The following is an 18,165-nucleotide window of genomic DNA, read 5'->3' as shown; positions in this document are numbered from 1 at the left end:
GTGGTTCGACATGGGAGAAGTTAATACCCCTATGGGGTATGTGCAAGTATGCGTGCTGTGATGCGGGCCACCGCGCGTCAGGTGCGTGGCAGATACCCCCAGGGGGTGGCGGGTCGAGTCGGGCTATGCTGGCTGACGTGGCTGATCAGCGCGTTGCGCCGCGAGTGACCGGATACGTCCGGCTGCTCGGAGTGCTGGCGCTCCTGCTCGGGATCGCCGCCATGCATGCGGGTGTGTTCTCGGCACACCACAACGCGCCGGGTTCCGAGATGTCCTCGGCGACGATGGCAATGCCCTCCGCCCCGCAGCCGGGACGCGACGCGGGAATGCACGGCGACAAGCCCGGCGGGCACGGGATCACCCACGCCTGCGAATTCTTCGTCCTCTCCGCGGTGACGGTCGTGATCGGCCTTGTGCTGCTGCACTGGGCCGGAGACCGGTCCCGTGACGCCCGCCCACCGAACTTCCCGACCCGGCGAATCCATCGAGCCCGTCCGCCGCCGTGGACGGTCCCCACCCTGGCCGAACTGTTGATTCTGCGGATCTGACAGGTCCGCCGCGCCCAGCGGTCGCGGCCGACTTCGTGATCCCGGCCGCCGCCGACCATGGCGCAGCGTGCCCCACATTCGACCAACCAGGGAGAAGTCATGTCCTCCAATCGATTTCCACTCGCGTCGCCGCTGAACCGGCGCGGATTCCTAGCGCTCGGAGCGGGTGCCGCGGCGGCCGCGACACTGGCCGCGTGCACGACGAACACGACAGCCGCACCCGCCCTCGTGCAGCCTGATTCCGAGGCGGTCCGGGCCGCGGAGGCCGGGCGTCGCACGGCCGGCGCCACCGTCCGCGACGTGACGCTGCGCGCTGAGGCGACCACCGTCGACCTCGGTGGCGTACAGGTGCCGACCTGGGCCTTCGGAGGCACGGTGCCCGGCCCGGAAATCCGCATCGCCAAAGGTGAGGTGGTGCGCGCCAACGTCATCAACGCGCTCCCGGCTCCGACCACGGTGCACTGGCACGGCATCGCCCTGCGCAACGATATGGACGGCGTCCCCGACGTCACCCAGGCGCCGATCGCGGCTGGAGGCAGTTTCGGTTACGAGTTCACCGCGCCGGACTCCGGCACCTACTTCTTCCACCCGCATGTCGGGGTGCAACTCGACCGGGGCATGTACGCGCCGCTCATCGTCGAGGATCCGGCCGACGGCCGCGACTACGACGCCGAAGCCGTTGTGGTGCTGGACGATTGGCTCGACGGCGTGAACGGGCGTGACCCGGACAAGGAGTTGCAGGCCCTGCGGGACAAGGGCATGGCGGGCATGGCCATGGGCGGGATGCCGGGCATGAACAACGGTGGCATGACCATGGGCTCGGGCGGAATGTCCACGCCCGCCGACCCGAACGCGCCGCTCGGCTCCGACGCCGGCGACGTCACCTACCCGTACTTCCTGATCAACGGCCGCCTGGGCAGCGACCCCGCCGTCGTCACCGCGCGACCGGGGCAGCGCATCCGGCTGCGGATCATCAATGCCGCCGCGGACACAGCGTTCCGGGTCGCCGTCGGCGGACATCAGTTGCGGGTCACCCACACCGACGGCTTCCCGGTGCAGCCGATCACCACCTCCAGCCTGCTCATCAGCATGGGCGAACGCTACGACGTCATCGTCGAACTGGCGGACGGCGTCTTCCCGCTGGTCGCCGCCGCGGAAGGCAAGACGGGCCGCGGCTTCGCGCTGATCCGCACCGGCGGCGGCACCCCACCCCCGGCCGACGTGCAACCGGCCGAACTCGCGGTGGCGCCGCTGACGGCCGATCGCCTCACCGCCGCGGAACCGGTTCGCCTGCAGGCGAAGCAGCCCGACCAGACCCTCGACGTCACCCTCGGCTCCGATATGAAGAAATACGTCTGGACCATCAACGGCAAGGCCTACCCCGACCACACCGCCCTGAATGTCTCCCAGGGGCAACGGATCCGCCTGCGCTTCCGCAACCAGTCCATGATGTACCACCCCATGCACCTGCACGGCCACACCTTCCAGCTCGTCAACCGAGCCGGATCGGGGCCGCGCAAGGACACCTCCATCGTGCTGCCCATGCAGACGGTCGAAGTCGACCTCGACGCCGACAACCCGGGCCAGTGGATGCTGCACTGCCACAACGCCTACCACGGAGAAGCGGGCATGATGAGCATCCTGTCCTACGTGCGCTGAGCCCGCCGCCCCGCCGCGGGTAGGTTCATCCGCATGGCCCGTACGACATCGTCCCAGCCCGAGGAAGCGGACACCGAGCCCGGCACTCCGGGGCCCGCGGGCTACCGGCGATCCACGGGTTCGGCCCGTGGTACGGCCCGGCGCGACGACCTGCTCGACCGGGTCACCGACGATCTCGCGGCCAACGGCCTGGTGGATTTCTCGCTGCGGCGGGCGGCGCGGGCGGCCGGCACCACCCACAAGGTGCTGCTCTACCACTTCGACGGCGTCGACGACCTGCTCGCACAGGCGATCGTGCGATTGCGGGACAGGCGGATCGGCGCCGCCTTCGCGATACTCGACCGGCAGCTACCGACGCTGTCGGCGCGGGTGCGGGCGCTGTGGCCGGTGCTCGTCGACGCGGAAACCGGGCTGCGAGTTCTCGATCAGGCCATCGGGCTGGCGATGTACGACCCGCAGCGGCACGCCGCACTGGGCCGGGAGGCCTCGAAACAGTATCTGCCGCTGTTGCTTTCGCTGTGCCCGGTGGCCTGGCCGGAGCGCCGGAAGCGGGAGGTGGCCGAGCTGATCCTGGCGGCCCTGCGTGGCTTCCTGATCGACTGGCTGACCAGCGGGGATACCGCCGGCGCCGAGGCCGGGCTCGAGGCGCTGTCCCGCGCCCTGGACCGGGAAGAAGCGGCCGTCGAATAGCTCTGTCCCGCACGGTATTACAGCGGGGGTCCTCGTCGTTGACATGAAGTGAACCAGGTGGTTCACTTCATGATGTCAAAGGACCCACCGAAAGGCCGGTGTGCGAATGTCCATCGAACGTAAGAAGCGTCGCTTCACCAGCGGCAGTGACGAATGCGTGGCCTGGCACTATCCAGGAGCCAACGGCGCCTGCGTGATCATGGCCGGAGCCATCGCGGTCACCAAGGAGCCCGGCACCGACCGTTTCGCCGAACGATTCCATCAGGCCGGATTCACCGTCCTCGCCTTCGACTATCGGCACCTCGGCGAAAGCGGCGGCATGCCCCGCCAGCTCGTCCGCATCCGCGAGCAACTCGACGACTGGCGGGCCGCCATCGAATTCGCCTCGGCCCTACCGGAAGTCGACCCCGCCAAGCTCGCCCTCTGGGGCCACTCGCTGTCCGGCGGCCACGTCCTGAACATCGCGGCGCATCACCCGGGCGTGGCGGCCGCGATCGCCCAATCCCCTCACGCCGACGGACCCGCGATCTCCCGCAATGCCTCTCGCCATCAGAAACCCCTCGCCCTGCTGCGCTTCGCCGGCCGCGCCCTCCTCGACATCGCCGCCGGCCTGGCCGGCAGGCCACCACTGCTGATTCCCCTGGTCGGCGCCCCGGGAACCGTCGCGGCCCTCACGACACCGGACGCCCCGGACATGCCGCATGCACTCGACCCCCACGGCAAATACCCGACCTGGCAACAATCCGTAGCCGCCCGCTCGGCCCTCCGCACCGCCCTCTACCGCCCCGGCCGCCACGCCTCCGACATCCACTGCCCGCTCCTGGTCATCGCCTGCAACCAGGACCAATCCGCCCTCGCCGGCCCCGCTCTCCGCGTCGCCGCCCAAGCCCCGACGTCAGAGCTCGTTCGCGTACCCGGCGGTCACTACGCAACGTACCTGGAAGCCCACGAAGAGACCGTCGAAGCAGAACTGTCCTTCCTGCACCGACATCTCCACACCCCCCGCCCGACCAACGACGTCACGGCCGGCCAGCCCGAAGCCGGTACCCGCCCTTGACCCGTATCGAATTTCACTGTCACCAAACCGATTTCACACAACAACCCGCTCCGAACGCTCCTCCCCGCCGAGCATGACCATCGCGCCGCGGCTCGCGCGGGCTCAAATCAGCGTCCAACTCTCAGCGAAGGCGGTCTACTGTGCACTCGGGAGGGATTGCGGCAGGCCGAATATGGGGAGGACAGTGCTTTCGAAGCGGGTCATGGCGCCGATTCGGTCGCCGGCGAGAGTGAGGACGAAGAGGCCGGATCCGTGGATGCCGATGGAGGGGTGTCGGTAGACCCCGAAGGCCGGCTGACCGTTGGCTCGCGTCGGCACCAGTTCGAATCTCTGTGCCGAGCCGAAAATGAGTGCGAAGAAGCGGGCCACGATGTCTCGGCCCTGGTATTCCAGCGGCATCGGTGGCATCGACATGAAGACGTCGTCGGTCAACAGAGCCACCAGCGCGGCGATGTCGGCAGATTCGTAGGCGCTGACGAATTTCGCCACGATCGCGTCCTCGGCCGGTGAGTCGCTGGCAGGCGGCTGCTCGCGGGCAGTGGTCACCGGCAATCGGCGCTGCATGCCTGCACGCGCGCGTTTGAGGGCGCTTTTGACCGATTCGACGGTCGTGTCCAGCATGTCGGCTACTTCGTTCGCGCGGAATCCGAGGACGTCGCGCAGGATGAGGACGGCGAGCTGGCGAGGTGGCAAGATCTGCAGGGCGGTCACAAAGGCCAGGGAAATGGATTCGGTTTGCTCGTAGCGCGCCTCCGGACCGAGCGGCACACTGATCGCACCGTCCAGAAGGGCGTCGGGATAGGGCTCGAGCCAGTGGATTTCGCCGAGTCCAGTGGGTTCCGGTAGTTCGATTCCCGGGATGTCCCACTGCTTTGCAGGACGCCGGCGAGCAGAGCGCAGCGCGTCGAGGCACCGGTTGGTGGCGATGCGGTAGAGCCAGGTGCGAAGTGAGGCGCGCCCGTCGAATCGTTCGAGACCTCGCCAAGCGGCGAGCATCGTGTCCTGGAGAGCGTCCTCGGCATCCTGAAACGATCCGAGCATCCGGTAGCAGTGCACCTGTAGCTCGCGACGGTGTGGCTCGGTCAGCGCTCGGAATGCCTCGCCGTCGCCGGCCTGCGCCCTCGACATCAGATCCGTTCGCGCCAACTCCACTCCCGCCACCTCATTCCTTGTGTGCAGTTCCATCCCGTATGGACGCCGGCCGAGGCGCGAACGGGGCGGCCGCGGAGCGCCCCTTTTCCGATGCCGGGGCGTCTTCACCAGTGATAGCCGACAACATTGTCAAAGGAGCACGGAAATGGGAAAGATCGTCATCAGCACCAATGCCACACTCGATGGAGTGGTCCAAGACCCGGACGGCCAGGAAGGCTTCAAGCTGGGCGGCTGGTTCCACCAGTTCGTGGGGGGTAAGGACCTCGAATACTGGGCCGCCAACGAGACGGAGGAACTGCTGGGTGCCGAGGCGCTACTGCTGGGCAGGCGGAGCGGTGAGTGGTTCGAGTCCCGGATGCGCGATGGCGCGGAGGTCCGCGTAAGCCGCGAGTGGGCGGACAGAATGAACAGCATCCCCAAGTACGTCGTGTCGTCGACTCTCGAACATCCTCAATGGAGCAACACCACGGTCCTCAACGGCGATGCGGCAAAAGAGATTTCGGAGCTGAAGCGGCAAGTGGACGGGCAAATCCTGGTCTACGGCAGCTATCAGCTCGTGCGCACACTTGTAGCACAGAACCTGGCCGATGAACTGCGGCTGGTAGTTTTCCCGGTCGTGCTGGGAACCGGCCTGCGTATCCTCGACGAGACCAGCGACAGGAAGCCGCTGCACCTGGTCAACACACGAAAGATCGGTGACGGGCTGGTGCTCGACACCTACCAATTCGTGCAAGGCTGACGGCTGTAGACGGGGACCGTCGAACAGTTGGCGGGAGGTCATGCGCACTGCGATCGCGATTGCCGCCGGTGGTGGCGGTGATGCCATCACTGCCGCCATGCTCGCGGCCGCCATGCCGGAGCTGGGAATTGCGGCGATCATGAGCTACTCGTGGGACCGGTTCATGATCGACCCCGCGCCCGGGCCCCGGGAGCGCGCCGACTTCGAGGGTCTCATCGATCGCGACGGCGTCGCGGAGATCCCGGAGACGGCGGCTCTGTTGCGGGGCACCTCGCCGCTGCCCCGGCTCGCGGGCTATATCTCCTACCCGCGTCGGCGTCTGCTAATTCGCGGTGATCGCTATCCGGCTGCGGCTATTGCACGCCGCCAACCCTGTCCGGCGTAGGCGGGGCGTCACAAGTACCGGCGCGACCGCAGTATCTGAGAACAAGAACAACAGGTTCCCGAACCTGTCGGTCGGGAAGCTCTGGTAGTCGGCGAGTTTCGCCGCGACGGTGGACAGGGGTCTCGGTGCCGGTGTCGTATTCGAGGAAGAACCGCACCGCGCGGCCCGTCGCGTTCCGGCAGTCGCACCCGTCCGGGTGGATCGCCCGCGATGTCGGCCAGGTATTCGATGAAATGGTCCGCTAGGTTTGCGGCAGCCTGGGGAAGTGGAGTTCTGTTGGTTCCCAACTCATTGGCCGGATCTGGGGCAAGGGCCGCGGACACCGTAAGGTCGAGGCCACCTGCTCAGCTGGCTGTTATCGGGTGTTGTTCGACGGCCTTGGTGGTGTTGCGGGTGGCGCGCAAGAGTAGGGCGGCGGTGATCACCACCAGGGGTGCCGGAGTCGGCTCGGCGATGATGGCGCATACGACACCCCAGGCGAGCACTGTCCAGGCCAGGGAGGCGGGTGGAACGATTCCGTGCCGGGTCATCCACATCACGAGCAAGCCGACGAGGGTGAGTGGCAGGCCGAAGCCGGCTGGGTTCGCCCAGAAGGCGTTGGCCGACTCGGTGTCTTCCCACCAGTGGCCCCAGAGCTGTAGCGACAGCCAGTTCCCGAACTGCGCCGAACTGAGCAATAGTCCGACAGTCAGGTGCCCGGCGCCAATGAATGCGAGAACGCCGCCTGCCCACTTGATCATCTGATTCTCACGGGGTTGCTGCATCGCGCACCTCCAGGTAGTTATACGGCACCGTATAACTCCGAGCTTACGATCGTGTATGTGGCTCCCTATAGATGCTGTGGGTGTGGTGATTGGCACGTTGTGATTGGGTATGCCAATCAGATATGTTGCGCTGCTTTTACTTTCGGTTGATTGGTCAATCGCGACCATCGCGATGGCAGGGGCATCGTCACCCTGCTATATCGCGGTGATCGCGATCCGGCTGCGGCTACTGGACACCGCCGACCATGTCCGGCGTCAGGTGAGACGCCCTGCTGCGGCGATGGTCAGGGCGATGTCGACGATCATGTCCTCCTGGCCGCCGACCAGCCCACGTCGACCGGCCTCCATTAGCAGGATGCGTGTGTCGATGCCGTAACGCGCGCCGGCGGTTTCGGCGTGGCGCAGGAAGCTGGAGTACACCCCGGAGTAGCCGAGGGTCAGGGTTTCGCGGTCGACACGGACCGGCCGGTCCTGCAGCGGGCGGACGAGATCGTCGGCCGCGTCTTGCAGGGCGAAGACGTCGCAGCCGTGTCGCCACTCCAGCAAGTTCGCGACCGCGATGAACGCTTCGATCGGGGTGTTTCCGGCACCGGCGCCGTGACCGGCCAGCGAGGCGTCGACGCGGATGGCGCCGTGTTCGACGGCGGTGACGGAGTTTGCCACCGACAACGAGAGGTTCTCGTGGGCGTGAATGCCTATTTCGGTTCCGTGGTCGAGAGTGTCGCGGTATACCCGAATGCGTTCGCGCACATCGTCCATGGTGAGTCGGCCGCCAGAGTCCGTGACATAGACACAATGCGCGCCATAGCTTTCCATCAGCTTCGCCTGCGCGGCCAGATCCGGGGCCGACGCCATATGGCTCATCATCAGGAAGCCGGCGACGTCCATGCCCATCTCACGTGCCGTCGAAATATGCTGGGCGGCAACATCGGCCTCGGTGCAGTGGGTGGCGATGCGCACCGACCGGACACCCAGCTCGTAGGCGCGGCGCAGCTCCGCGACCGTGCCCACGCCGGGCAGCAGCAGCGTGGTCAGGCGGGCCCGGCTGATATTGGCGGCGGCTGCCTCGAGCCACGCCCAGTCACTGTGTGAACCGGGACCGTAGTTGACCGATCCGCCCGCGAGGCCATCGCCGTGGGCGACCTCGATGGCGTCCACCCCCGCGGCGTCGAGGGCGGCCACGATCGTGCCGACGTCCTCCGGTGTGATTCGGTGGCGAACCGCGTGCATGCCGTCGCGCAGGGTGACGTCCTGGATGAAGAGGCTGGTCGGGCTCATCGAGCGTTCTCCTTCTGCGACTGCGCGATTCGCTCCGCGACCCGGACCGCCGCCGAGGTCATGATGTCGAGGTTCCCGGCGTAGGCGGGCAGATAATCCGCGGCGCCCTCGACCTCCAGGAACACCGAGACACGGTGGGTCGGCATGCCGCGCGCGCCGTCGGTCAGCAGTGTGTGCACCGGCTCGCCGGACGGAATCGGGTCGATCTGGACCTGTTGTTTGAGGCGATAGCCGGGCACGTAGGCCGCGACCTCGCCGACCATCTGCTCGATCGAGGCCCGGATTCGCTCGTGGCTACCGGTATCGGCGGCGTCGACCAGGCAGTAGACCGTGTCGCGCATGATCAGCGGTGGCTCGGCCGGATTGAGAATGATGACCGCCTTGCCGCGCTCGGCGCCGCCGACCTTTTCGATTGCGTGCGAGGTGGTTTCGGTGAACTCGTCGATATTGGCCCGGGTGCCCGGCCCCGCGGACCGCGACGAGATGGAGGCGACGATCTCGGCGTAGGCGACGCGCGTCACGCGCGAGACGGCGGCCACGATCGGAATGGTGGCCTGCCCGCCGCAGGTCACCATGTTCACGTTGGGGGAGTCGAGGTGATCGCCGAGATTGACCGCGGGCACGACGAACGGTCCGATCGCGGCCGGAGTCAGATCGATCATGCGTTTACCCAGCGGTGCGAGCCGAGTGTGGTTGTGCTCGTGGGCCTTCGCCGATGTCGCGTCGAAGACGATGTCGATGTCGTCGAAGCCGGGCATGCGGAGCAGCCCGTCCACGCCGTCGGATGTCGTCGCAACGTTCATGGCCGCCGCCCGCGCGAGCCCGTCGGAGGCCGGGTCGATGCCGACCATGGCGGCCGTCTCGAGGACCGGGGAGCGCCGCAGGATCTTGACCATCAGGTCGGTGCCGATGTTCCCGGATCCGATGATCGCGACCTTGGTGCGAACAATGCTGTCACTCAAGGGATTACCTTTCACGAGAAGGACGCCGACACCTGGCCGAGTCCGTGGATTTGCACGTCGACGACCGCGCCCGCAGGGACGGGGCGCATCGGCCCCAGGGCGCCGGACAAGATCACTTGCCCGGCCCTGAGCGGATTCCCGAAGGTCCGTGCCTGCCGCGCGAGCCACGACAGCGCGTGCAGTGGATCGCCCAGGCAGGCGGCCCCGGTGCCGGTCGACACCACCTCGCCGTCGATCTCCATGCGCATGGTCACCGTGGCCGGTTCCAGTTCGTCGAGGGTCTTCTGCTCCGCGCCGAGCACATAGACACCGCTGGAGGCGTTGTCGGCGACGGTGTCGGCGAACGAGATGTCCCAGTCGATGATTCGACTGTCGACGATCTCGAGCGCCGCGAGCGCCGCGCCGACCGCCCGGCGGCACTGGGCATCGTCGAGCGGCCCGTCGGCGAGATCCGCGGCGAGGACGAACGCGATCTCCGCCTCCACCCGCGGTTGCAACAGCCGCGCGAGCGGAATTTCGTCGCCATGCGCGAAGGCCATATCGGAGAACAGGACTCCGAAATCGGGCTGGTCCACACCCAACTGCCGCTGGACCGCCGCCGAGGTCGCGCCGATCTTGCGCCCGACCACCTCGGCTCCCGCGCCGGCCCGAATGGCGTTGCAGTGCTCCTGGATTCGGTAGGCGGTGCGCACGTCGTCCGGGCCGATCAGGTCGCGCAATGGCGCGCAGGGGCGGCGGGTCGCCGTGGCCTCCGTCAGACGTCGTGCCGCGCGGGCGACGATCGCCTCGTCGACAACCGATGACATGACAACCTCCTTGGTGTCGTACTGTGAGGGCGGCGATCAGTCCACCTCGGCCCTCGGGGCCCGCGCAGTAAATCCGGTCCGGTGAGTGGACCGGTCGCAGGAATTGAGGCATTCCCATGACTTCGAGCCTGGATCCGCGCTCGGTACTGGGGCGGATCGTGTTGATCCTGGACGCTTTCGAGGTCGGGGACAACGCGATCGGCCTGTCCGAGCTGGCCCGGCGAACCGGCCTGCCGAAGGCCACCGTGCACCGGATGTGCCAGGACCTGGTCGCGGCGCGCCTGCTCACCCCGTCCTCGGACGGCTACGGCCTGGGGCGCGGATTGTTCGAACTCGGCCTGCGCGCCTCCGTCGAGAGCGCGCTGCTCGAGGTGGCGATCCCGTTCATGCAGGACTTGTACGCCCACACCCGTGAGACCGTTCACCTCGGCGTACTCGACGGCGACGAGGTCGTCTACCTCAGCAAGATCGGCGGCCACCGCCAGGCGCCCGCGCCATCGCGGGTCGGCGGTCGAATGCCCCTGTACTGCACGGCGATCGGCCGGGTCCTGCTGGCCCACTGTGATTCGTCCACCGTCGACCGGATCCTGTCCGGCCGTCTGATCCGCCGCACCCCGCGCACGATCGTCGGAGCGGGCCTGCTGCGCGCCCAGCTCGACCGCGTGCACGCAGACGGCGTCGCCTTCGAGTACGAAGAATCCTCGGTCGGGATCGCCTGCATCGCGGCCCCCATCCGCGGCGTCGGCGGCCAGCTTGCCGCGATCTCGGTCACCGGTCCCACCTCGCGTTTTCGCCCCGGCGAACATATCGGTCCGGTGCGCGCGGCCGCGGTCGGCGTGGAAGCCATCCTGGCCCGGCGGTCGCGGCCGAATCCCCGCTGACTCACCCCCGCCTCTTGACGCCTTGCCGCAGCCGGTCTTATCGTTCAATCAATCAATCAATTGATCAATCGAACGACCGGAAGAGGTTGTGTAGATGGCGCAAACCGTTGCCGACCGTGACGTCACGCGAACACATGTCGTCGAGGCCGGGGGAATTCCGACCAAGGTCCTGACCGCGGGATCGGGCCGCCCGCTCGTGCTACTGCACGGTTCCGGTCCGGGGGTCTCGGCGGCGGCGAACTGGTCCGGCCTGATCCCGGAGCTCGCCCGGGACTTCCAGGTGATCGCACCCGATATCGCCGGGTTCGGCGCCTCGATCGGGTCCGCGGGCACCACGTACGGGATCAAGCTCTGGGTGCGCCAACTCGTCGAGTTGCTCGACGCGCTCGAACTGCCCTCAGCGACCCTGCTGGGCAATAGTTTCGGTGGCGGCCTGTCCCTCGCCGCGGCGCTGAAACATCCGGAGCGGGTCGACGGGCTCGTCCTGCTCGGTACGCCGGTCGGAACCTTCGAGATGACCGAAGGGCTGCGCTCCGGCTGGCATTACGAACCGAGCGAAGCCGAAATGCGCCGGATTCTACGGATATTCGCGCACGATCCTGCCCTCGTGACCGACGAGATGGTTCGCGAGCGGTACGAGGCCAGTGCCCGTCCCGGCGCACAGGACGCCTACCGCCGTCTCATTCCCGAACCCGGCCCGGAGGGAACGCCGGTCAAGGGCGTGCCGGAGGAGTCGCTGCGCACCATCGCGCAGCCGACACTCGTCCTGCATGGCCGGGAGGATCTCGTCATTCCGGTCGAACTTGCCTGGCGCGCAGCGCATCACATCCCGAACGCCGACCTGAAAGTGTTCTCGCGGTGCGGCCACTGGGTGCAGTTGGAGCGACGCGACGAATTCCTCTGTGAGGTCCGCGATTTCCTGGGCGGGCTGTCATGAGTCGATCGGGGTTGGACAAGGCGCTCTACGACATCGTTGCGGGCAAACAGGCGCGCGACAGCTTCGTCTCGGACACCGGTGGATTCCTCGACAGGTACCGGCTCGACCCGGACGAGCGCGCGGCCGTGGGTGGCATCGACCTCCCCGCGCTGCAGGACCGGGGCGCGAATCCCATGTTGCTGTGGGGGCTGTGGATAACCTTCGGCGATCGCAGCCTGCCCGGCTATCTGGCCGAACTCCAAGGCGGACAAACCCTCTCGATCTGGAAGGACCGTAAGAATGGCTGAGCTCGTGGGCGGTTTCCTTGTGCCGCACGACCCGATGGTCCTCACCGATCCGCAGGCGCCGCCCGAGGCGATCCGGGAGCGAATCTTCGACGCGTACGCCGAGGTGGCAAGGCGGGTAGCGGATCTCGCCGCCACGACCCTGATCATTATCGGCACTGACCACTATCTACTGTTCGGCCCGGGCTGCTTGCCGCAGGCGCTGATCGGCATCGGGGATGTCGACGGGCCGCTGGAACGTCTTCCGGGCATGCGCAAGCGGCAGTTTCCGGACAACCAGGCGCTGGCGCGCCATCTGGTGAGTCACGGGCACCACACCGGAATCGATTGGGCCGTAGCCGATTCCCTGACCGTCGACCATTCCGTCGCGATCCCATACTTCCGCATCGGCGCCGATGCGGAGTTGCCGGTGATTCCGATCTATCTGGCCTGCGGGGTCGAGCCGCTGCTGCCGCTGCGGCGGGCCGCGCAGATCGGGGCGAATCTGAAGGAGGCCGTGGAGAGTTGGGACGGGAACGAGCGGGTGGTCGTTATCGGAAGCGGTGGCATCAGCCACTGGGTCGGCACCGGCGACATGGGCCGGGTGAACGAGACCTTCGATCGCATGGTCCTGGATCTCGTCGCCGCGGGCGATGTGGAGACCCTCGCCTCGCTGCGCGATGAGTACATCCTCGACCACGGCGGCAACGGCGGTCTGGAGATCAGGAACTTCGTGGCCGCCATGGCCGCGCTCGGCCCGTGCACGGGCACTGTCATCGCCTATGAGGCTGTGCCGGAATGGATTACCGGTCTCGGGTTCGCCGAACTCGTCCCGAATCGGGTCGCGGAAGCGATCGTGTCATGACCACCGGTACCTCGGCCGCGTGCCATCTCGGGCCGGTCGGTCTGCTCGACGGCCGGGAGATGGTGCGTGTGACTCCGGACGGATGGCCGCCGCTGCTCGTCTACCGCGTCGACGGTGAGATCTACGTGACCGCCGATACCTGTACCCACGCCACCGCGTCGCTGTCGGAGGGCGAGCTGGAGGGCCACACCATCGTCTGCCCGGTGCACTGGGCCGAATTCGATATCCGCACCGGTCGTGCGCTGTGTTTCCCGGCCACCCAGGCTCTGGCCACCTATGAGGCGTCGGTCGACGACGGCCAGATCTATGTGTGCAGTAGTAGGAGCAAGGGAAGTGACGAACAATGAGTAAACCGCTATCGGCGGCCTTGGACCTCCAGCTGTTGAACGAGGGCCTGCTGCCGCGCGACATCTTCTGGTCGGAGGCGATCTACCAGCGCGAACTCGAGCGGATCTTCGCCCGCGCCTGGGTGTTCATCGCACACGAAAGCCAACTGCCGCAGGCCGGTTCGTTCCTCACCACCCGGATCGGAGAGGACGAGGTGATCGTCGTCCGCAACCGCGACGGCCGGGTGGGGGCGTTCCTGAACAGCTGCCCGCACCGGGGCAACCGTGTCTGTTCGGCGGAGGTCGGGGTCGCGCGCGGCTTCGTCTGCAACTACCACGGCTGGTCGTTCGGTCTGGACGGGTCGCTGCGCGGCATGCACGAATCCGGTTCCTACGACCGTGAACCCGGCTTCGACCGCTCCCGGGTGGGCCTGACCCCGATGGCCCAGGTCGAGGGCTACAAGGGCCTGCTGTTCGCGACCTTCGACCCGAGCGCGCCGCCGCTCACCGAATTCCTCGGCGATTTCACGTTCTATCTCGACGTCATGCTCGACAACGATCCGGGCGGAACCGAATTCGCCGGCGGCTGCATCTCCTCGATTCTCGGCTGCAATTGGAAGATCGCCGCCGAGAACTTCGCCGGCGACGCGCTGCACGCCGGATGGACACACGCCTCCGGAGCCGAGGCGATGCTCGGCGGGCCGGTGGCCACACTCGGCGACGAGGCCAACGAGAGCTACCACGTCAATGCCAACGGCCACTGCTGGGAATTCAACCTCGACGGGGTCGGTAATGCGGCCACGCTCGGGGACAAACGCATCCTGGACTATCTGCGCGAGCAACGCGACGTGTTCGAGGCCCGACTCGGATCGACCCGGGCCAAGATGGTCGGCTCGGTCAGCTCGGCGAATGTTTTCCCCAACTTCTCGTTCCTGCCCGGCCAGAACACCTTCCGCACCTGGCAGCCGCTCGGCCCCCACAAGACCGAGCTGCGCACCTGGGTACTGGTCAATCGTGATGCGCCGCAAGAGGTCAAGGACGCCTGGAAGAAGGGCGCGATGCTGACCTTCTCGCCATCCGGCGTCTTCGAAATGGACGACGGCGAGAACTGGGAGGGTTCGACGCACAGCAATCGTGGATTCGTGACCCGCCAACAGCCGCTGCACTACGGACTCGGCCTGGAGAGTCGCGTCGACCACCCCGAACTGCCCGGCAACGTGTACCGCGGGCAGATCAACGACGCCAATCAACGAGCGTTCTACCGCCAGTGGTCGAAGATGATGACCTCGAGCGACTGGGACGAACTCCTGGACAAGGGGCCTCGCGATGACACCGACCGCTGACCCGAAAACGATCGAAAACATCGATACCAACCGCTATGTCGAGGTCGCGGCATTCGCCGCGCGGGAAGCGCGACTACTCGACGAGGAACGCTATCCGGAATGGCTGGCGCTGTTCACCGAGGACGCGACCTACTGGGTGCCCGGCATCGAGAACCGTGGCCGCCACGACCGCTCCGGCACCCACGCGCCGCACCGCATGGCGTACTTCGACGACACCGTCGCCGATCTCCGGCATCGGGTGGACCGATTCACCGCGCCGACGGCGTGGGCCGAGGATCCGGCGACTCGGCATCTGCATGTCATCTCCAATATCGAAGTCGAATTGTGCGATATACCCGGGGAATTGACCGTGCGCTCGGTCTTCGTGAACTACCGGGGCCAGGGCGGCAACGACTCCGCGGTCCTGTACGGCAGGCGGGTCGACCGCTTGCGACGCGTGGACGGGCGACTGCGCATCGCGGCGCGAAAGGTCCTGCTGAGCCACGCGACGCTGCCCGCCAAGAACATCAACACCTTCTTCTGATGGGACGGATCTGATGGGTCGACTGGAAGGGCGGGTAGCCCTCGTCACCGGCGGCGGTGACGGCATCGGGCGCGCCGTGGTCGAACGATATGTGCACGAAGGCGCGAATGTCGTTGTGCTGGAACGGGACAAGCAGCTGGCCGACGCGCTCGAAGAGGCGCATGCCGACCGGGTCGCCGCCGTCGTCGGTGATGTCCGCGATCCCGCCGCGCACCTCGCGGCCACCGCGTGCAGTCTCGATGTGTTCGGCCGAGTGGATATCTACGTCGGTAATGTCGGCGTGTACGACTACGGCGCGAAGCTCGACGACGCGGAACTCGCGGAACTGCCCGGCAATTTCCACGAGTTGTTCGCCACCAATGTGCTGGGCTACCTGCTCGGCGTCCGGGCCGCGAGCGCGGCACTGCGCAAGAGCCGGGGCTCGATCATTCTCACCAGCTCGTCGAGTGGGTCCTACGCGGGTGGCGGCGGCGCACTGTATGTGGCCTCGAAACACGCTGTCGTGGGGCTGATACGGCAGCTCGCCTACGAATTCGCACCGGACGTGCGAGTCAACGGCATAGCGCCAGGGGCCACCCGCAGCGGCCTGACCGGCGTGGGCGGACTCGGCGGCGCCCGCCACCTGCGCGAGGAGACTCGACTGCTCGAGAACATCGCCAGGACGATCCCGCTGGGATTCGTCAGCGAGCCGGAACAGCACACCGGCCTTTACGTGTCGCTGGCCTGCCCCGAGGACACCGGATTCGTCACCGGCGCGGTCTTTCCCAGTGACGGGGGACTCGAGGTGCGCGGGCGGCGGGCCGCGCGCGCGGGCCGAGCCGAGGAACAATCATGACGCGGCCGGAACGGGTGGTCGTCGTGGGCGGCGGTCTGGCCGGGCACACGGCGGCGGTGACACTGCGCTCGTACGGCTTCCAGGGGCGCCTCACTCTGATCACGCAGGAGTCGACCGAGCCCTACGATCGTCCACCACTGTCGAAGGAACTGTTGGCGGGAACCGCGATTCAGCCCCAACTGAGCCCCGGCCTCGCCGATCTCGAGGTCGAACTGCGGACCGAAACCATCGCGGTCGGGGTCAAGCCCGGTGAAATCCTCACCACCGCAGGGGCATTTCCGTTCGACGCCGCCGTTTTGGCCCCTGGGCTGCGGTCACGGCCGCTGCGGAGCGGCACCGGCGCGCAACCAGCCCGGGTGCTGCGAACTCTCGAGGACGCCGTCGGGCTGCGCGCTGAAATGGCTGCGGGGCAAAGGGTGCTGATCGTCGGCGCGGGCCTGATCGGGGCGGAGGTCGCGACCGCCGCCGCTGCGGCCGGTTGCCGGGTCTCGGTGGTCGGACCGGACTTCGGCCCGGCCCTGGCCGCCGTGCCCGATTCGGTCCTCGACGAGATCCGGGGGTGGTACGACGAGTGCGGCATTCGTCTCACGATCGGGGTTCAGGTCCTCGAAACCACGCCCGCCGGAGTGCTGCTCAGCGATTCCAGCCGTCGCGCCGCCGACCTGGTGGTCGCCGCGATCGGCGGGTTACCCGCGACATCGTGGCTGGACGGCACCCCGATAGCCCGGACTCCGGCGGGGTTCATCAGCACGGATGAATATCTGTGCACCGGTCTGCCCGGCGTCTACGCCGCGGGCGACGCGATCGCCTGGCGCTCGGCCCGATACGGCTGCGACATGCATCTCGAGCACTGGCATCACGCGGCCGACTCGGCCCAGACCGCGGCCCGGAACATCCTCGACGCAGCCGAATCCTACGATCCGCTGCCGTACTTCTGGTCGCACCAGCTCGGCCACAGCCTGCACTACCTCGGCCGCCACGGCCGGGCGGATACCTGCGAGATCCGCCCGGATGCCCGCTCCGGGCGGGCGGTGACCTGGACCCGCGGCGGACAGCCGACGGCCGTACTGGCCCTGGACGCACCACATCTCGTCCGTCGTGCCCGCACCGCGCTCCAGTCGGCGGGCCGACCGGAAATCGGTGTGGCGCAATGACGAATTGGGATGCGGAGATGAAATCCACGAATCGACGATTCGGCGAGCTCGCCGAATCGCTGCGGATTCCGGTGCTGGCGGCTCCGATGTTTCTGGTGTCGGGGACCGACATGGTCACTGCCGCAGCGCGATCCGGGATCATCGGCACCTTTCCTGCCGCCAACGCGCGCACCATCGACGACCTGGGCGTCATGCTCGAGGGCATCACCGCCGGAGCCGACGGGGGCGCGTGGGGAGTCAATCTCATCGTGCACCGCACCTATGACCGGCTCGACGCCGAACTCGCCCTCCTGAGCGAGGCCGCACCCGCGCTGGTGATCACCGCGCTGGGGACTCCCCAGCGTGCGCTCGATGCCGTACATCGCTGGGGCGGATTGGTTTTCGCCGATATCAGCGCACCCGACCAGGCCCGCCGGGCCATTGCCGCAGGCGCCGATGGTCTCTCCGCCGTCTGCTCGGGAGCCGGAGGACACACCGGCAGGTACAGTCCATTCGCGCTGATCGCCGCGATCCGGGAGTTCTGGGACGGACCGCTGATCGCCGGCGGCGCGGTGTCCTCGGGCGCGGGCGTCCTCGCCATGCGCGTCCTTGGAGCCGACCTCGTCACCGTCGGCACGCGGTTGCTCGCGACTGCGGAGAGCCGTGCGGCCGAGGGGCATCGCCGAATGGTGATCGACGCGACGATCGCGGACATCATCACCTCCGACAGTGTGACCGGCGTACCCGCGAACTGGCTCACCGCGAGCCTGGACCGGCACGGGTCGAGGACCGGCGGCCCGACCGGCATCGACTTCTCCGGCGCCATCGCCGATTCCAAAGCCTGGCGCGACGTGTGGTCGGCCGGGGAAGGCGTCGGCGCGGTGCGCGGGCGGGAATCGATCGCCGAGGTGGTGTCCGCACTCAGCGCCGAATACGACGCGGCGCTGGCGCGCGTGCGAGCGGACTCGATTCCCGAGTTCACGCGGTTCGCCGCGCACCGTGCCGATTGATCACCCCGC

Annotated in this window: 21 protein-coding genes; 16 read left to right on the top strand and 5 right to left on the bottom strand. The window is 67.4% G+C overall.

All coding sequences use genetic code 11. The annotated features are described in order from the left end of the window. The first annotated feature begins 137 nt into the window (after window positions 1-137). The 4 genes from ACFXN1_RS19550 (at window position 138) to ACFXN1_RS19535 (ending at window position 3,954) form a co-directional block, all read left to right on the top strand. Complete coding sequence (locus ACFXN1_RS19550; RefSeq protein ID WP_379442444.1) at window positions 138-548, top strand: DUF6153 family protein; 411 nt, start codon at window positions 138-140, stop codon at window positions 546-548. A gap of 99 nt (window positions 549-647) precedes the next feature. After that, window positions 648-2,207, top strand: a complete 1,560-nt coding sequence (locus tag ACFXN1_RS19545) for a multicopper oxidase family protein (RefSeq protein ID WP_379442446.1) — start codon at window positions 648-650, stop codon at window positions 2,205-2,207. Window positions 2,208-2,240: 33 nt separating this feature from the next. Further along, the gene (locus ACFXN1_RS19540; protein ID WP_379442448.1) at window positions 2,241-2,897 is read left to right on the top strand and encodes a TetR/AcrR family transcriptional regulator; all 657 of its coding nucleotides are present in this window, start codon (window positions 2,241-2,243) and stop codon (window positions 2,895-2,897) included. Between the two features lie 106 nt (window positions 2,898-3,003). Continuing rightward, on the top strand, window positions 3,004-3,954 hold the full coding sequence (locus ACFXN1_RS19535) for an alpha/beta hydrolase (RefSeq protein WP_379442450.1): 951 nt from the start codon (window positions 3,004-3,006) through the stop codon (window positions 3,952-3,954). 135 nt (window positions 3,955-4,089) lie between these two features. Here ACFXN1_RS19535 and ACFXN1_RS19530 read toward each other — a convergent pair whose 3' ends face one another. Beyond that, on the bottom strand, window positions 4,090-5,082 hold the full coding sequence (locus ACFXN1_RS19530; protein ID WP_379442502.1) for a sigma-70 family RNA polymerase sigma factor: 993 nt from the start codon (window positions 5,080-5,082) through the stop codon (window positions 4,090-4,092). Between the two features lie 169 nt (window positions 5,083-5,251). On the opposite strand from ACFXN1_RS19530, the gene ACFXN1_RS19525 reads away from it, so the two are divergent. Then, on the top strand, window positions 5,252-5,845 hold the full coding sequence (locus tag ACFXN1_RS19525) for a dihydrofolate reductase family protein (protein WP_379442451.1): 594 nt from the start codon (window positions 5,252-5,254) through the stop codon (window positions 5,843-5,845). Window positions 5,846-5,885: 40 nt separating this feature from the next. Beyond that, on the top strand, window positions 5,886-6,230 hold the full coding sequence (locus ACFXN1_RS19520; protein ID WP_379442453.1) for a DUF1152 domain-containing protein: 345 nt from the start codon (window positions 5,886-5,888) through the stop codon (window positions 6,228-6,230). A 344-nt stretch (window positions 6,231-6,574) separates the two neighbouring features. Here ACFXN1_RS19520 and ACFXN1_RS19515 read toward each other — a convergent pair whose 3' ends face one another. The 4 genes from ACFXN1_RS19515 to ACFXN1_RS19500 form a co-directional block, all read right to left on the bottom strand. Then, window positions 6,575-6,994, bottom strand: a complete 420-nt coding sequence (locus ACFXN1_RS19515; RefSeq protein ID WP_379442455.1) for a DUF6463 family protein — start codon at window positions 6,992-6,994, stop codon at window positions 6,575-6,577. Between the two features lie 255 nt (window positions 6,995-7,249). Beyond that, window positions 7,250-8,272, bottom strand: a complete 1,023-nt coding sequence (dmpG, locus tag ACFXN1_RS19510) for a 4-hydroxy-2-oxovalerate aldolase (RefSeq protein ID WP_379442457.1) — start codon at window positions 8,270-8,272, stop codon at window positions 7,250-7,252. Then, window positions 8,269-9,222, bottom strand: a complete 954-nt coding sequence (locus ACFXN1_RS19505; protein ID WP_379385379.1) for an acetaldehyde dehydrogenase (acetylating) — start codon at window positions 9,220-9,222, stop codon at window positions 8,269-8,271. The genes dmpG and ACFXN1_RS19505 overlap by 4 nt, the downstream gene beginning before the upstream one ends. A gap of 23 nt (window positions 9,223-9,245) precedes the next feature. After that, on the bottom strand, window positions 9,246-10,040 hold the full coding sequence (locus ACFXN1_RS19500) for a 2-keto-4-pentenoate hydratase (protein ID WP_379442459.1): 795 nt from the start codon (window positions 10,038-10,040) through the stop codon (window positions 9,246-9,248). Window positions 10,041-10,156: 116 nt separating this feature from the next. Here ACFXN1_RS19500 and ACFXN1_RS19495 point away from each other — a divergent pair, with 116 nt between their 5' ends. The 10 genes from ACFXN1_RS19495 to ACFXN1_RS19450 all read left to right on the top strand — a co-directional run bounded on the left by ACFXN1_RS19495 (window position 10,157) and on the right by ACFXN1_RS19450 (window position 18,156). Next, on the top strand, window positions 10,157-10,921 hold the full coding sequence (locus ACFXN1_RS19495; protein WP_379442461.1) for an IclR family transcriptional regulator: 765 nt from the start codon (window positions 10,157-10,159) through the stop codon (window positions 10,919-10,921). 94 nt (window positions 10,922-11,015) lie between these two features. Then, entirely contained in the window at window positions 11,016-11,858 is an 843-nt protein-coding gene (locus ACFXN1_RS19490) for an alpha/beta fold hydrolase (RefSeq protein ID WP_379384982.1), read from the top strand. Beyond that, window positions 11,855-12,145 (top strand): hypothetical protein, encoded by a 291-nt coding sequence (locus tag ACFXN1_RS19485; RefSeq protein ID WP_379442463.1) that lies wholly within the window; start codon window positions 11,855-11,857, stop codon window positions 12,143-12,145. The genes ACFXN1_RS19490 and ACFXN1_RS19485 overlap by 4 nt, the downstream gene beginning before the upstream one ends. Next, on the top strand, window positions 12,138-12,986 hold the full coding sequence (locus tag ACFXN1_RS19480; RefSeq protein WP_379442465.1) for a hypothetical protein: 849 nt from the start codon (window positions 12,138-12,140) through the stop codon (window positions 12,984-12,986). The genes ACFXN1_RS19485 and ACFXN1_RS19480 overlap by 8 nt, the downstream gene beginning before the upstream one ends. Further along, window positions 12,983-13,333 (top strand): non-heme iron oxygenase ferredoxin subunit, encoded by a 351-nt coding sequence (locus tag ACFXN1_RS19475; protein ID WP_379442467.1) that lies wholly within the window; start codon window positions 12,983-12,985, stop codon window positions 13,331-13,333. The genes ACFXN1_RS19480 and ACFXN1_RS19475 overlap by 4 nt, the downstream gene beginning before the upstream one ends. Beyond that, on the top strand, window positions 13,330-14,655 hold the full coding sequence (locus ACFXN1_RS19470) for an aromatic ring-hydroxylating dioxygenase subunit alpha (protein ID WP_379442469.1): 1,326 nt from the start codon (window positions 13,330-13,332) through the stop codon (window positions 14,653-14,655). Before ACFXN1_RS19475 ends, ACFXN1_RS19470 begins: the two co-directional genes overlap by 4 nt. Next, window positions 14,639-15,178 carry a 3-phenylpropionate/cinnamic acid dioxygenase subunit beta gene (locus tag ACFXN1_RS19465; RefSeq protein WP_379442470.1) on the top strand — a complete coding sequence of 180 codons (540 nt, stop codon included), beginning with the start codon at window positions 14,639-14,641 and terminating at the stop codon, window positions 15,176-15,178. The genes ACFXN1_RS19470 and ACFXN1_RS19465 overlap by 17 nt, the downstream gene beginning before the upstream one ends. A 13-nt stretch (window positions 15,179-15,191) precedes the next feature. Then, on the top strand, window positions 15,192-16,013 hold the full coding sequence (locus ACFXN1_RS19460; RefSeq protein ID WP_379442472.1) for an SDR family NAD(P)-dependent oxidoreductase: 822 nt from the start codon (window positions 15,192-15,194) through the stop codon (window positions 16,011-16,013). Beyond that, window positions 16,010-17,167, top strand: a complete 1,158-nt coding sequence (locus tag ACFXN1_RS19455; protein ID WP_379442474.1) for an NAD(P)/FAD-dependent oxidoreductase — start codon at window positions 16,010-16,012, stop codon at window positions 17,165-17,167. The genes ACFXN1_RS19460 and ACFXN1_RS19455 overlap by 4 nt, the downstream gene beginning before the upstream one ends. Window positions 17,168-17,184: 17 nt before the next feature. Beyond that, complete coding sequence (locus ACFXN1_RS19450) at window positions 17,185-18,156, top strand: NAD(P)H-dependent flavin oxidoreductase (RefSeq protein ID WP_379442475.1); 972 nt, start codon at window positions 17,185-17,187, stop codon at window positions 18,154-18,156. Window positions 18,157-18,165: the final 9 nt, after the last annotated feature.

The sequence above is a fragment of the Nocardia sp. NPDC059154 genome, assembly GCF_042755705.1.
GTDB lineage: Bacteria > Actinomycetota > Actinomycetes > Mycobacteriales > Mycobacteriaceae > Nocardia.
Note: the sequence above shows the minus strand (reverse complement) of the source record. Positions and strands in the feature narration are given on the sequence as shown.

Coding starts and splice junctions, on each gene's coding strand:
- ACFXN1_RS19545 (WP_379442446.1), top strand. CDS start 648: ATGTCCTCCAATCGATTTCCACTCGCGTCGCCGCTGAACCGGCGCGGA.
- ACFXN1_RS19540 (WP_379442448.1), top strand. CDS start 2,241: ATGGCCCGTACGACATCGTCCCAGCCCGAGGAAGCGGACACCGAGCCC.
- ACFXN1_RS19535 (WP_379442450.1), top strand. CDS start 3,004: ATGTCCATCGAACGTAAGAAGCGTCGCTTCACCAGCGGCAGTGACGAA.
- ACFXN1_RS19530 (WP_379442502.1), bottom strand. CDS start 5,082: ATGTCGAGGGCGCAGGCCGGCGACGGCGAGGCATTCCGAGCGCTGACC.
- ACFXN1_RS19525 (WP_379442451.1), top strand. CDS start 5,252: ATGGGAAAGATCGTCATCAGCACCAATGCCACACTCGATGGAGTGGTC.
- ACFXN1_RS19520 (WP_379442453.1), top strand. CDS start 5,886: ATGCGCACTGCGATCGCGATTGCCGCCGGTGGTGGCGGTGATGCCATC.
- ACFXN1_RS19515 (WP_379442455.1), bottom strand. CDS start 6,994: ATGCAGCAACCCCGTGAGAATCAGATGATCAAGTGGGCAGGCGGCGTT.
- dmpG (WP_379442457.1), bottom strand. CDS start 8,272: ATGAGCCCGACCAGCCTCTTCATCCAGGACGTCACCCTGCGCGACGGC.
- ACFXN1_RS19500 (WP_379442459.1), bottom strand. CDS start 10,040: ATGTCATCGGTTGTCGACGAGGCGATCGTCGCCCGCGCGGCACGACGT.
- ACFXN1_RS19495 (WP_379442461.1), top strand. CDS start 10,157: ATGACTTCGAGCCTGGATCCGCGCTCGGTACTGGGGCGGATCGTGTTG.
- ACFXN1_RS19490 (WP_379384982.1), top strand. CDS start 11,016: ATGGCGCAAACCGTTGCCGACCGTGACGTCACGCGAACACATGTCGTC.
- ACFXN1_RS19485 (WP_379442463.1), top strand. CDS start 11,855: ATGAGTCGATCGGGGTTGGACAAGGCGCTCTACGACATCGTTGCGGGC.
- ACFXN1_RS19480 (WP_379442465.1), top strand. CDS start 12,138: ATGGCTGAGCTCGTGGGCGGTTTCCTTGTGCCGCACGACCCGATGGTC.
- ACFXN1_RS19475 (WP_379442467.1), top strand. CDS start 12,983: ATGACCACCGGTACCTCGGCCGCGTGCCATCTCGGGCCGGTCGGTCTG.
- ACFXN1_RS19470 (WP_379442469.1), top strand. CDS start 13,330: ATGAGTAAACCGCTATCGGCGGCCTTGGACCTCCAGCTGTTGAACGAG.
- ACFXN1_RS19465 (WP_379442470.1), top strand. CDS start 14,639: ATGACACCGACCGCTGACCCGAAAACGATCGAAAACATCGATACCAAC.
- ACFXN1_RS19460 (WP_379442472.1), top strand. CDS start 15,192: ATGGGTCGACTGGAAGGGCGGGTAGCCCTCGTCACCGGCGGCGGTGAC.
- ACFXN1_RS19455 (WP_379442474.1), top strand. CDS start 16,010: ATGACGCGGCCGGAACGGGTGGTCGTCGTGGGCGGCGGTCTGGCCGGG.
- ACFXN1_RS19450 (WP_379442475.1), top strand. CDS start 17,185: ATGAAATCCACGAATCGACGATTCGGCGAGCTCGCCGAATCGCTGCGG.